The organism is Phormidesmis sp. 146-33 (genome assembly GCF_052939515.1).
In genome coordinates, this window is sequence record NZ_JBJPHU010000026.1 from 1 (window position 1) to 13,327 (window position 13,327).

The following is a 13,327-nucleotide window of genomic DNA, read 5'->3' on the forward strand; positions in this document are numbered from 1 at the left end:
AGATTTCTGGCGATTTGGCAACCCCTTCTTGAGAATGGTGCAAGATCTGAGGTAGCCAACATTGGCGGTAAACCTTCCAAACCAGGCGAAGTGACGATCGTATTTGATCAACCTGTGCAACCTGGCAGCACGGTCACAGTTGCACTCGCAGCACAGCGAAATCCAAGTTGGGCTAATGTTTATCTGTTTGGGGTGACCGCCTATCCAGACGGGGAGAATGGGCTGGGTCAGTTCTTAGGCTATGGACGCATTAACATTTACGGACATTAAAAGTGAGCAGGCGTTGACGTGCAGGTTTATAGGCTAGGAACTATCACCTGCATTTCTTACTTTTTTCTATCCATCAATGCTCCATTTTTACGAGCACTGTTTCAGCGAAAAGTCTTTGACCTATCAGTTTCCATTCATTTCTGAAGACATCAATGTATGTAATGGATGGATAGCCTAAAGGAAAGGGGCTTTGAGTAGATTCATACTCTTATTCAACAATACCGAAAACAACACTAACAAAGGAGAACATAAGCTTATGTCACACCATCTCGATTCCCCAACTGCTAAAGAAGATGGACGAGTAGATATTACAGATGTCTATGTATTTGCAGGCGAATCAGCAAACACCACAGTCTTGATCATGGCAGTGAATCCTTTGGCAGGTGAACTCTCGCCGACAACCTTTCGATCAGGCGCACTCTATGATTTCAAAATCGATACCAATGCTGACATTGTTGAAGACCTGGATTATCGCGTTACCTTTGGAGAACCTGATTCAAATAACATTCAGCAGATCGAGGTGCGTCGCTTAGAGGGCAGTTCTGCGGCAAACTACGATAGTGATGGCAAGCTGATCGCAGCAGGTTACACGAATGAAATCATCCCAATGGGTGACGGTGGACGTATTTGGTCGGGGCTAGTTGCTGACCCTTTCTTTTTTAATCTGGGAGCATTTGGGCAATTTGCCAAACTCATTGAGGAAGACAATCGGTTCGATCCCAGCGTGTTTGATACGGCTGAAAACGCTTTGGCAGGGCATAATGTCACTGCGATCGTTTTAGAACTGCCTAATGCAGCTCTCGGTGCTGAAACGATTCATCTATGGGGCACAACGACCATTCAGCATGAAGGGAAGTGGAAGACGATCAACCGTGCAGCGACTCCTCTGATTCAGCAAGTTTTCATTCAAGACGAACATTTAAAGGATGCTTACAACAAATCTTTACCCCGTAATGATGTTGCTAACTATGGTGAGACGATCGCCGCATTCACAACCAAGGTGACTCAACTTGCGAACACTGCGACTGACCCTCACGCTTACGGACAGCAAGTGGTGCAATTTCTCTTTCCTGATGTTCTTACCTACAATCCACAGTTGCCAGTTTGTTATGGGTTTGCGGGACGAAACGGAAGAGCACTGGCAGACGATGCCCCCGACGTGATTTTGAGCCTACTCGCAAATACCCCGTTTTCAGACCGAGTTGGAAAACCCGATGGATTGCGAACCCATTTTCCCTATTTGGCTATCGCAAACATCAACCAAAAGATTGGAGTCTAAACCCGATCAAACGACGTGAAATCATGGGAGAAAGTTTATGTCACTTAAAGATAAGCAGGTTGTCTTGATTGGGGCAAGTTCCGGCATGGGGCTTGCCACAGCGAAAGCAGCGGCATTGGCAGGTGCAAAGGTTACGTTGGTGGCGCGGAGGCAAAAGACTCTAAACCAAGCCGTCGCAGAAATCGGACAGGGATTACAAGCGATCGTTGCTGATATTGAAGATGAACAGGCAATTCAGTCGCTATTTACCCAACTCGAAACCGTCGATCATCTGATTACGGCTGCTGCCGACTTGACGTTTTCACCGATCGGGCAACTTAGCAGTGAAGCAGCAAAGCACATTGTTACCAGCAAGATTTTGGGACCATTCTATGCTGTTAAACATTCCCTCCCTCATCTCAGCAAAGACGGCTCAATTACTTTCTTTTCGGGCTTTTCAGCCTGGAAGCCCGTTGCCGGAACTGCGCTGATTGCTGCTGTTGATGGAGCACTGGCGGCTTTTTGTCGATCGCTTGCAGTCGAGCTTGCTCCCATTCGAGTCAATGTCATGGCTCCAGGAGTCGTTGAAACCTTGATGTGGCAAGGGGTACCAGAAGAGCAGCGTGAAGCATTTTTTGCAACAGTGCGTGAACAGCTACCTGTTAAGCGCATGGGTTCTTCAGAGGATATGGCAAACGCAGTTCTTTATCTGATGCAGAACAACTTCGTCACGGGAACAGTCCTGCATGTGGATGGGGGACATCGACTCATTTGATTCAACGGATATTTCACTTAGCGAACAACGATTAGCAGGAGTTGTCTCTCTAAATTGACAAATTAGTCCCGCTGATTCTGGAGGAATGCATCACGAAAGTTTTCATTCGATTCATTGTCAGCTTCTTCGTTTTTATTGTAGATGTTGTGTATGGCGATCGCTCCTACGCCCGGTTTTATGTGCTGGAAACGATCGCCCGCGTTCCATACTTCTCTTTTCTGTCGGTGCTGCACCTCTACGAAACGCTTGGTTTCTGGCGCAGAGCCGATCTGTTGAAAGTTCACTTTGCCGAAACCTGGAACGAATTACATCATCTATTGATTATGGAATCACTGGGTGGTAATCGCTACTGGGGCGATCGCTTCATTGCTCAACACATTGCAGTCGCTTACTACTGGATCGTCGTACTGCTCTATATGCTGCTTCCCAAGTACGCCTATTATCTAATGGAGTTGATTGAAGATCACGCCTACCACACCTACGACGACTACTTAAAAACTCATGGGGAGGAACTGAAAACTCAACCCGCTCCTCAAGTGGCGATCGACTCCCAGTTCGCGTTTGAGAATCCGATGAAGCGTATTGAGTGAAAGCCCAGTGCGATCGCTGAGATCTTCCTGTATCAAATGCTTGCCCCAAGTCTCCTCAGACTCTACTTCCTGCTTTGCCATCTAAAACCGCTGCCATCCTTGAGGTAATAGGATGACTCCTCTAACGCGACCAGAAGCCGAGTTGCCTTGCCTAGATTTGTCCGCGTTGAGATCCATCGGCAAAGCAACAGTGATATGGGGTAGGTCGATTCTTCTAGAAGGCATTGCCAACAGAGATCGGCAGTGTACTTCTATGCTTACCAGAAGATTAGCAAATTTTACGAACCCGGCTCGCTTTCCGCCGTGCCTCTGGTCAAAGATCTGTCTTTAGAAATAGAAAGACTAACTTGCTGCCTAACTCAATGAACTTGAGTGTTCTAACTGGAGCGAAAGTTGAACGATGAAGGCAAGGCAAAAGAAAGGTTTTACATTTATTGCAACACAACCTATCCATCCAAGGAGAATGATTCATGGAAACTCTTTTAAAGGGTATCGCTGTTCCATCTGGCGAAGGCAAAGCGCTCCTAGTGCTGCCAGGAGAAACGGTGATTTTGAAAGCGACCAGCGCGGATACAAACGGTGCCTACACCTTAATTGAAGTCATCGACGAGCCGCAAGCGGGGCCGCCTCTGCATCTACATCGGCGCGAAGACGAAGCGTTTTATATTCTGGAGGGCACCTTTGCCTTTCAGGTGGGCGATCGCGCTCTGACGGCAACCGCAGGTTGTTTTATCACCGCGCCCAAAGGCGTTCCGCATTCCTACAAGAATATTGGCACCACACCTGCCAGAATGCTGACCCTCTTCGTCCCGGCAGGCATCGAGAACTTCTTTGAGGATCTGTCAAAGCTCACCCGGGCACATTGGACATCGATAGCATTGTCGCCGTCGCAGCGAAGCAGGAAATAGAAGTGGTGCCCCCACCGCCCGAACATTAATGCTGATCGAGTAACTGTAATAAATCACTCATTCATCGATTAGAGAGAAATAAATGACTTTTACATCCGAGAAGGTTGATCAAAGTTTTACTCACCATACAATTCAGGTGAACGGTGTACGGTTGCACTATGTGATCGGCGGCAAGGGCGATGTCGTAGTGTTGCTACATGGCTATGCTCAAACCTGGTATGAGTGGCGGAAAATCATGCCCGCTTTGGCAGAGCATCATACCGTGATTGCGCCTGACTTGCGGGGTGCGGGTGATTCAGATAAGCCTCTGACAGGCTATGACAAGCGATCGCTAGCAGACGATATCTATCAGTTAGTCAAACAGCTTGGTTTTCAACAGGTTTGTTTGGTGGGGCATGACATTGGGCTGATGGTTGTCTACGCTTATGCCGCCGCTCATCCTGATGATGTGAAGCGGTTAGTAGTCATTGATGCACCGATTCCCGGCGTTGAACCCTGGGAAGAAGTGATCACTAGCCCGATGGTTTGGCACTTTGCCTTTCATGCTGTTCCTAACCTGCCAGAGGCACTGGTGGCTGGACGAGAACGCACCTATCTTTCGACTGGATTTTACAAAGCGTTGTCTTACAACCCGGTTGCTATCACCGAAGCCGATATCGATGAATATGTCCGCTGCTACTCTGCACCCGGTGGAATGCGGGCTGGATTTGAGTATTTTCGCACCTTCGCAGAAGATGTGCAGCACAACAAAGAAAACGCTCAACACAAACTCAAGATGCCTGTGTTGGCACTCGGCGGGGCGCAAAGCTTAGGAGACATTATGGTTAGCCAAATGCAAACGGTGGCAGATGATGTTCAGGGCGGAGCGATCGCCCAGTGGGCAGACATCACCTCTCCTGGTCTTGTCTTCTGGGGCGTGTCGGACCCGGCTTGTCCGGTTGAGTTTGCTGACCGCCTCGGCAAAGATACGAAAGCATCTCGGGTCATCAAGCTTGAGTGTGGACACTGGACACCGATCGAACGTCCAAATGAGATCGCACAGATCTTGCAGGAGCATTGGAAGGGCATCATACCAGCCCCCAGCAGGAAATAATCTCGGCTGGGAAGCGATGTCGGTAGTCGGTGATTGTCATTTCACGGTCATTGCTCATCAATCAATACTGTCGAGACAGCTAACTTGACAGCGCCACTTCAACAGATTGTTCACCATCATCAACGAAAGGAGAACTTATGATTAGTCAAGCAAACTCACAGGCGGTTTTGGAAGTCGCAGATGATCCGCGTCTTTCCAGAGAAGTGAAGGCATTCTTGAAAGTACTGAATTCAGGGGGTATGCCGTTAGAGACATTACCTCCCCTCGCAGCGCGTCAAGTACTTGCAGATGCACAGGCTTCTGTTCAAGTAGACCTTTCAGGAATTGATGAGTCTGAGAAGACGATTACCGCTGACGGTTATTCGATCGCGCTCAATATCGTACGACCTGCGGGTGTCAAAGGCACATTGCCTGTTTTCATGTTTATTCATGGCGGCGGTTGGGTGTTGGGCGATTACCCAACGCATAAGCGTATGGTTCGTGATCTCGTCGTGCTTTCAGGTTTTGCGGCTGTCTTCGTCAACTACACTCCAACTCCAGACGCTCAGTATCCACAAGCGATTAATGAGATCTATGCTGCGACTCAATGGGTTGCTGATCATGGTGAGGAGATTGGGGTTGATGGCAAAAACTTAGCGATCGTTGGCAACAGTGTCGGCGGTAACATGTCTGCTGTCACCACGTTGATGGCGAAAGCAAAAGGTAGTCCGCAGATTAAGTTGCAAATCCTAATGTGGCCGATCGTAGACGCTAATTTTGAAACGAATTCTTATCAACAATTTGGCGAGAAACGTTTCTTGACCACATCTTTGATGAAGTGGATGTATGACATGTATATCCCTGAGACAGAAAGGCGTAAAGACATCTATGCCTCTCCCCTACGGGCTACTGTTGAGCAACTGAAAGGTTTACCTCCAGCGCTAATTCAGATTGCAGAAAGCGATATCTTGCATGATGAAGGCGAAGCATATGGACGCAAGCTAGATGAAGCTGGGGTCAACGTCACAACTGTGCGCTACAACGGTATGATTCATGACTTCGGACTGTTGAATGGTTTAGCTGAGGTTCCGGCAGTTCGTTCTCTTTTTGTCCACGCAGCGGCTGAATTGAAGAAATATCTACAGTAGGCAACGATCGCTTCTTTTACATCCAGTTGCCATTAATTTTCGTTCTTGTCAGGTTTGGCGATCGCGCTTTGTGGACAGCATTAGCGATCGCAAGCTCAAGCACTCTCTGACTTATCCAATTTCTATGGGAGTGGTAGATTCGTTCACCCTAAAAAGGTGAATCAAGTGTTCTCTAGATCAACAAGAGGTTTATGTCATGAAAATTGTTGTTATCGGCGGTAGTGGGCTGATCGGTAAGAAACTCGTAGAAAAGCTGCGTGAGTGCGGACACGAGGTAGTAGCAGCATCCCCTTCATCGGGTGTCAACGCGGTTACTGGTGGGGGACTGGCTGATGTGCTGGTGGGTGCCAAGGTTGTCGTTGATGTGACGAACTCACCGTCCTTTGAAGACGCAGCGGTGTTGGAGTTTTTCGAGAAATCATCCCGAAACCTGCTTGCGGCAGAAGCGATCGCGGGTGTAGGTCATCACGTTGCGCTGTCAGTTGTTAATGCCGATCGCTTGCCCGACAGCGGCTACATGCGGGCAAAGGTTGTCCAGGAGAAGCTAATTAAGGATTCCAAGATTCCCTATACGATCCTCCGCTCAACGCAGTTCTTCGAGTTCCTCAGCGGCATTGCCGAATCGGGCACCGACGGGCAAACAGTTCACTTGTCACCTGCCCTAGTGCAGCCGATCGCGTCGGATGACGTTGCCGCCGCACTGACCGACATCACAGTTGGGGTACCCGTGAACGGCACGATCGAGGTGGCTGGTTCCGAAAAATTCCGTCTTGACGAACTCGTCCAACGATTCTTGAGCGCAAACCAGGACGCACGTAAGGTGATCACAGACATCCACGCCCGCTACTTCGGCGTAGAACTGAACGATCATTCCCTCACCCCCGGTGACAAGCCACGTGTCGGGACAACGAACTTCGATCAGTGGCTCGATCGCCAAGCTAACGCGGCTTAACCGATACTCATTTTCTAACGGCAGGAGAACCCAAATGTTCACTAGATTTCTCTACAGAGTTGCACTCGCGGCTCTCTCCGTCTTTGCAGTTCTCTCTGTATTTGCAGCGCTCCCCGTCTTCGCAGCCTCAGCCGATGACTTGTCTACTGATAAAGTATCGCTGGTCTTTGATCACACCCTTCCCAATGTACCTGGCAAGAGCATGAAAGGCGTGCTGGTCGAATACCAACCGAGTGGCTCATCGCCCGCTCACACCCATCCAGACTCGTCTTTCATCTATGCAACGGTACTAGAGGGCGCAATCCGTAGCAAAGTTAATGACGAGCCGGAAAAGGTGTATCACGCTGGCGAGAGCTTTGCCGAAGTACCTGGCGATCATCATGGTGTCAGCGCAAATGCCAGTGACACTCAACCCGCACGCTTGCTTGCCGTTTTTGTCGTTGATACCGACGAGAAGAATCTGGTTACATCCGACAAGTAAGACGCAAAATCGCATCAAGTTGACTCATTACAGCAGGCATTGACTTGGGTGCAATAACGATCGCCAAGGATTAATAGCCGCGATTCTCTACACGTTCCATTTGGTTTTCACGGGCAGTTTTTTGGAGAGAAATAATCATGTCTAAGAAAAGCGCATTTACAAACCACCCAATTCATGAGTTCCTCGCAGAACGTTGGAGTCCATACGCCTTTCAAGATCGTCTAGTTTCAGAAGCTGATCTCTGTTCATTGTTTGAGGCAGCGCGGTGGTCGGCATCTTCCTACAATGAGCAACCTTGGAGCTATCTCATCGCGACCAAGGATAACCCTGACCAGTTTCAACAACTTCTATCATGCTTAGTCGAAGGGAATCAGATCTGGGCAAAAGATGCTCCAGTACTGGCTCTGGGTATTGTCAGCCTCAAATTCACTCTCAATCATGAAGACAACCGAGCGGCAACTCACGACCTCGGAGCCGCCAGCAGCAATCTTGCAGCAGAAGCGACAGCACGGGGAATTTGTGTCCATCAAATGATCGGCATTCTTCCCGACAAGGCGCGCGATCGCTTTGCCATCCCAGATGGTTTTGAAGCTTTGACAGGGATGGCGATCGGTTATCAGGGTGATCCGATGACGCTCTCTGACGGACTCAAAGAGCGCGATCTAATGCCAAGGCAACGGAAGCCGATCGAGCAATTCGTGTTTAGCGGAAAGTGGGGAAACGCCTCGCCGTTAGTTCTTTAGTTGCAGGGGCAACGGGAGCAATTGTAAAAGCGATGGCATGACACGGGTATGGAGACCGTCTTTTCGACATCCAACGAGATCAACAAACACAAAGGAAACCAAACCATGAACAGGCTGACTCTCAGGAATGGCATCCGCTTGCTTCTAATCGTCATATTTTTTCTAGGAACCACAATCATCACCTCTCTAGAAGGCATCATGAATCCTGCAAGCGCACAAGACAATAAGCCCACCATCGTTCTTATCCACGGCGCATTCGCCGAGTCTTCCAGTTGGAATAACGTGTTGACTCGTCTGATTCCGAAAGGCTATCCGACAATTGCTGTAGCCAATCCCCTACGCGGAGTCAAGAGTGACGCAGATTATGTTGCTAGCATCCTCAAGGGTATCGAGGGTTCTATCGTGCTGGTCGGGCACTCCTACGGAGGCACAGTGATCACCAACGCGGTCAATGACAACAGGAACGTGAAGGCACTGGTCTACATTGCCGGTTTCGCTTCTGATGCAGGCGAAACTGCCGCCGAACTCTCAGGACGTTATCCAGGTAGCACGCTCGGTTCGACACTCGCACCGCCGGTCTTACTGCCCGATGACAGCAAAGACCTCTACATTCAGCAGGACAAGTTTCACGCCCAGTTTGCTGCGGATGTGCCCGTCAACGACGCGCAACTGATGGCTAGCACCCAGCGTCCAATTACGGAAGCCGCGCTGAACGAAGCCTCCGGCGCGCCTGCATGGAAGTCTATCCCGTCCTGGTTCATCTATGGCGATCGCGACTTGAACATTCCGGCAGCGGTGCAATCGTTTATGGCGGAGCGTGCTAACTCAAAGGAGACGATCGTCGTGAAGGGCGCGTCACATGTCGTAATGATTTCTCATCCAGATGCTGTTGCTGAGGTCATTGAGCACGCCGCGATCGCGCAATAGAGCAGTCCCCGTGTCCCTGCATCATTCTCACCCCCGACTGTCGGAGCGAATCACGATCGACGTTTATCCTATCTTTGAGTCATGGCCTTAGTCGATGCTGTAGAACGGTATTGGATTAGAGAACAATTCAAGCCTGATGAACCGCTAGAAACGAAATTGTCACGAGTAGATCTAATCAAGTAGTGTGATTTTGCGTTGTAAAACGGTAGCGTCTAGATTTTCAGTGATCGTCAGTGTTTAAGAGAATACTAACTTAGGAGATTTTGACATGGATAACACATGACTGCAAACAATCCATCTGTTGTAGCACCGCCCGAAGTCACATTGATTCCCAACAATTCACTACTGACTGAGACATCAGAAGAGGGACGGCAACTGGCGGTCAAAGTGGCACGGCTAATTATTAAGTTAACTCAACCAGATGAAGCGAAGCGGTTACAACTGCGAGATGTTTATGGCAATGATGCCATGATGCTGATTGCCGTTGGACAAACAGTAGCGACAGAATTTGCCACGATCGCCGCTGCCAATAACTACTGGCGCAAATAATATGCAGGTTAGGTTTCTGATTTCTCTAAGAAGTCGGAAACCTAACCCCCTGTTTATGAGTTCTGACTTTAAAGGAATGCACCATGAAAGCTTTAATTCGAGTCATTGTCGGTTTTTTCGTATTCGTGGTCGATGTCGTATACGGCAATCGTTCCTATCCCCGCTTTTATGTGCTGGAAACGATCGCCCGTGTGCCTTACTTTTCCTATCTCTCGGTGCTGCATCTCTATGAAACCCTGGGTTTCTGGCGCAGAGCAGATTTGTTAAAAGTTCACTTTGCCGAAACCTGGAACGAATTGCATCATCTGTTAATTATGGAATCACTGGGAGGTAATCGCTATTGGGGCGATCGCTTCATCGCTCAACATATTGCAGTTGCTTACTACTGGATCGTTGTGCTGCTCTATATGCTGTCTCCAAGGTATGCCTACTATTTAATGGAACTGATCGAAGATCATGCCTACCATACCTACGACCACCACTTGAAAACCCATGAAACAGAACTAAAAGCTCAACCTGCTCCCCAGGTTGCCATCAACTACTACCACGACGGCGATCTCTACATGTTTGAAGAAACTCAGTTCACCTCCGATCATCATTTTCGTCGCCCTAAGGTAGACAATCTCTACGACGTGTTTGTGAATATTCGAGATGACGAATGCGAACATGTCAAAACAATGGAAGCACTCCAGAAACCAGAAGCACGACAAACTTTCAAAAGCCCCCACTCCGTGCTTGAACTAATTGCAGATAAGGTCGAGCAAACCAGCGAAGTTTAGGTAATACCGAGACTGCACCTCAAGTAGTGATGATTTCCCATCCAGAAGCCGTTGCCCAGATCATTGAACACGCTGCGATCGCTTGTTACTCGAAAAGATTCCTCTAGCTGGGATTGCCCGTGTCACGCACCTTTCAGAGCGCTGGCTACAGCAGTACATTAACGCCTACTATCAAGCTGTACCTCACCCGGTACAGGTGCAACCGAAGCCAAAGCAGCGTCTGGAGGTGCATCATAGAACCTATAACTGCCTTACAGACGAATTCTAGGTAACTGCCCTCACCGATCACCTTGCGGTATAACGTTCCCATCACCCGCCGCGTTTACTGTCGCGGAAGCAGTTTGCTATCCCAGATGCAATAAGCACGGTTGGAACTGCAACTAATCCGCCACTATTGAATACCCCAGTCACTAAAAATAATGCATCTGCCAAATTAAGGCTTATGTGAGTAAATACACTACTGGACATAATACAAACTGCAATGGATGCTGAAAACAGTCCGTGAATACTGCCTAAATGTCTCATCCAAGCTGCAACGAATCCTGCTACCAACACTTGAATACATACGGATAGAGGAAAGATGAAGACAACGATATTGCCACCTAGTGCAACAAAGATGAACACAAATAAGTAACCAACTAGTCCACCCACCAAACCAACAATTAACGCCAAAGTCGGTTTTAGCTGAACTTGCCGAGATAAGGTTATGGGCTGAGATGGGCCGTCTAAGAAGAGCCATTCTGAAACAGGAAAACGCCCTACCCGCTTGCGCCAGAACCAGGATGACATTGGATATACCCACAAACCAATGAGTGCCAGTGAGATAAACGGATTAAATGCTATGACCAAATGAGCCGAAGATTGAGCATTCCACGATATGAATGTTATAAACATACCGAGGAGCAGGCTAGCGAGTATTCCACCTGCGATCGCAAGCCCCCACCGATAGAAAATGCGGGGTGATTGACTCGTTGCAGCGATTGGTAGCCATGCCATCGCTCCCGCAGCGATCCACTGGAAAAAGATTGTCACACTAATCAGCAGCAACCCACCCCAAAGTAAAAGGACAAGAGGATTAGAGAGGTACTTAGAAGCCCCTACAAACGAAATCTGCTGTCCCACAACCATACCCAACGCTAATCCGATTCCCAGTTTGTTAATCCCATGTACTGGCTTTCCGCAAGCTACGGAAGCAAATGTTGTACGCCAAGTTCCAGCACCGATGACGTAAATGATCAATGTTGCTGAGATCAATGCAGGCACAAAAAAGATGAATAAGCCCAGCATGAAGCCCAATGAAGGTGTGACTGACAGAAGTGTGAAAGCACCAAGGGCAACAAAATTAGCAAATGGAATCATGGTCGCCATGCCTGTGGCAAAGGCATCCCAGAAACCCATCTGTAACAGTGAATTTGGGTTATCTAAAATGCGCTGGCGATCGCCCAAATCTGGATGGGTCAACCATATCCTCTGCCAGAGGCCTAGTTTCTCCGAAGAGCGTTCCGCTGATTCCAAAGCCAGTCGCAGAGCACTCGATTTACTATCCCAGATAGAGGCACGAAGATCGGCATAGAACTCGCGCACCCGTAAAACAGCATTGCGCGTTAGGTAAATCAATAGAAATAAAATTAGGACGCGCCCGCTCATTCCGAGCATCCGTTGCAAGGGGCTGCGTAGTAATGTAATAACAAATGTGGGTAAAGCCGTGATTAAAAAAGCCCACCAAACGGTAAACGACAGGTAAGTTCTATGAACATCGCCGTTATAAATATGTGCAAATTCATGCAAAAGGATTGCCCGAAACTCAGGCAAGCTCTCTTCAAAACAATTGACTAATCCGTCTGGAAGATACACACAAGCGCCCCCATCGTCCAAAGGCATAGCCCTCCTTAGTTTGATCCAACACACCCCAAAAAAAATTGGGTAACCGGGATAAACCAGCTTCTCTATGGAGGTCATCAAGGTAGCGGATCAATTCAGGGCTATTTCTGTCTCTCAGCGATCGCATTCTCTCTTTTTTGAGTTTCCAGTCTGGCAGCCACCAGTAAATCACTACTGCCACAGCTAGAGTCAGAATGCTGCCACCAATCATCCAGAGCGCACAAGTCCCTGGCGAGAAGTCACTTACTTTGTCCCAGATAACTGAATTGTAGAAATCCCCATAAATAAAAAGACTTGCACCTGCTACCGCAACGATCAAAAGGATAAACCGAAACTCCGTATTCCCTGGAAACTCGAAAGGATTAAGACGCGGTGTATCAAGTTTCATAGTCTGTCAAAGTAGTTAATTAGGATTGACAGGCAGATTGGCAACCATTGCATCAACAAGGCTCACGAGCAGAGCATCCGAGAGCTTATATTGGCTAACAAGGGCTTTCACCTCAGGGTCAGCCAGGGTTTCCTGACGCAACTCCTGCTTTTCAGCGATTGTCAGGGGAGGAAGTATAGATAGCTTTGATGGTGTCGATTTCACGGCTCTCCCAAAATCAAGCTTTCTGAAAAGGCTTTTGAGAAAGCGGATGACTGGATTGGCTGGTTCATCTTTTGATAGATCCTCAATCATGAGATTCCACCCACGATCAAGTATCTTATCTGTCACCTTATCGGCGATCTTGCTGCCTAACCACAAAAGAATAGGAATTAGTACAATTTCTCCAATACCCAATCCTGAGCCAGCGGGTCTATCTTTAACCTGCATTCCTTCCAATGCTTTCTGAGGAGATCTAAAATACTCCTCACTGTATATGTCGAACTGCTTCAGTTCCTTTGACTCTGGCTCTATCTGTTCCAGCGTCTTACGTGCTAAATCTTCTACAAGTTGCTTGCGTCCTTCTTCAGTCATGTCACTTTATTCTTGAAAATATCCCGATTGGTT

16 protein-coding genes and 1 pseudogene are annotated in these 13,327 nt (G+C 48.3%); 14 read left to right on the forward strand and 3 right to left on the reverse strand.

Annotated elements, in window-relative coordinates; all coding sequences use genetic code 11:
• The 14 genes and pseudogenes from ACJ2PR_RS12695 to ACJ2PR_RS12760 all read left to right on the forward strand — a co-directional run.
• The coding region (locus ACJ2PR_RS12695; protein WP_446877258.1) for a DUF2808 domain-containing protein at positions 1-270 on the forward strand (270 nt) is incomplete at its 5' end.
• Between the two features lie 256 nt (positions 271-526).
• Complete coding sequence (locus tag ACJ2PR_RS12700) at positions 527-1,549, forward strand: DUF4331 family protein (RefSeq protein ID WP_446877259.1); 1,023 nt, start codon at positions 527-529, stop codon at positions 1,547-1,549.
• Between the two features lie 37 nt (positions 1,550-1,586).
• Positions 1,587-2,303, forward strand: a complete 717-nt coding sequence (locus ACJ2PR_RS12705; protein ID WP_446877260.1) for an SDR family oxidoreductase — start codon at positions 1,587-1,589, stop codon at positions 2,301-2,303.
• A gap of 113 nt (positions 2,304-2,416) precedes the next feature.
• A complete protein-coding gene (locus tag ACJ2PR_RS12710; RefSeq protein ID WP_446877325.1) occupies positions 2,417-2,893 on the forward strand; it encodes an alternative oxidase in 477 nt (158 codons plus the stop codon).
• A 470-nt stretch (positions 2,894-3,363) separates the two neighbouring features.
• A complete protein-coding gene (locus ACJ2PR_RS12715; protein ID WP_446877261.1) occupies positions 3,364-3,801 on the forward strand; it encodes a cupin domain-containing protein in 438 nt (145 codons plus the stop codon).
• 82 nt (positions 3,802-3,883) lie between these two features.
• Positions 3,884-4,894 (forward strand): alpha/beta fold hydrolase, encoded by a 1,011-nt coding sequence (locus tag ACJ2PR_RS12720; RefSeq protein ID WP_446877262.1) that lies wholly within the window; start codon positions 3,884-3,886, stop codon positions 4,892-4,894.
• Between the two features lie 137 nt (positions 4,895-5,031).
• On the forward strand, positions 5,032-6,021 hold the full coding sequence (locus tag ACJ2PR_RS12725; protein WP_446877263.1) for an alpha/beta hydrolase: 990 nt from the start codon (positions 5,032-5,034) through the stop codon (positions 6,019-6,021).
• A gap of 196 nt (positions 6,022-6,217) precedes the next feature.
• Positions 6,218-6,973 carry an SDR family oxidoreductase gene (locus tag ACJ2PR_RS12730; RefSeq protein WP_446877264.1) on the forward strand — a complete coding sequence of 252 codons (756 nt, stop codon included), beginning with the start codon at positions 6,218-6,220 and terminating at the stop codon, positions 6,971-6,973.
• A gap of 34 nt (positions 6,974-7,007) precedes the next feature.
• Positions 7,008-7,454, forward strand: a complete 447-nt coding sequence (locus ACJ2PR_RS12735) for a cupin domain-containing protein (protein ID WP_446877265.1) — start codon at positions 7,008-7,010, stop codon at positions 7,452-7,454.
• 137 nt (positions 7,455-7,591) lie between these two features.
• On the forward strand, positions 7,592-8,197 hold the full coding sequence (locus ACJ2PR_RS12740) for a nitroreductase family protein (protein ID WP_446877266.1): 606 nt from the start codon (positions 7,592-7,594) through the stop codon (positions 8,195-8,197).
• A gap of 48 nt (positions 8,198-8,245) precedes the next feature.
• Positions 8,246-9,124, forward strand: coding sequence for an alpha/beta fold hydrolase (locus tag ACJ2PR_RS12745; protein ID WP_446877267.1), 879 nt, complete (start codon positions 8,246-8,248; stop codon positions 9,122-9,124).
• A gap of 279 nt (positions 9,125-9,403) precedes the next feature.
• Positions 9,404-9,673, forward strand: coding sequence for a hexameric tyrosine-coordinated heme protein (locus tag ACJ2PR_RS12750; RefSeq protein ID WP_446877268.1), 270 nt, complete (start codon positions 9,404-9,406; stop codon positions 9,671-9,673).
• 83 nt (positions 9,674-9,756) lie between these two features.
• Positions 9,757-10,452: an alternative oxidase gene (locus ACJ2PR_RS12755; RefSeq protein WP_446877269.1), complete on the forward strand. Its 696-nt coding sequence runs from the start codon at positions 9,757-9,759 to the stop codon at positions 10,450-10,452.
• 76 nt (positions 10,453-10,528) lie between these two features.
• A pseudogene (locus ACJ2PR_RS12760) lies at positions 10,529-10,628 on the forward strand (IS1 family transposase); the annotation flags it as partial.
• A 133-nt stretch (positions 10,629-10,761) separates the two neighbouring features.
• Here ACJ2PR_RS12760 and ACJ2PR_RS12765 read toward each other — a convergent pair.
• From ACJ2PR_RS12765 to ACJ2PR_RS12775, 3 genes are read right to left on the reverse strand one after another with little or no spacing between them, the layout of a single operon-like run.
• Complete coding sequence (locus ACJ2PR_RS12765) at positions 10,762-12,333, reverse strand: M48 family metalloprotease (RefSeq protein WP_446877270.1); 1,572 nt, start codon at positions 12,331-12,333, stop codon at positions 10,762-10,764.
• Entirely contained in the window at positions 12,272-12,721 is a 450-nt protein-coding gene (locus tag ACJ2PR_RS12770) for a hypothetical protein (protein WP_446877271.1), read from the reverse strand. The genes ACJ2PR_RS12765 and ACJ2PR_RS12770 overlap by 62 nt, the downstream gene beginning before the upstream one ends.
• A 15-nt stretch (positions 12,722-12,736) precedes the next feature.
• Positions 12,737-13,294, reverse strand: a complete 558-nt coding sequence (locus ACJ2PR_RS12775; protein WP_446877272.1) for a hypothetical protein — start codon at positions 13,292-13,294, stop codon at positions 12,737-12,739.
• Positions 13,295-13,327 lie beyond the last annotated feature (33 nt).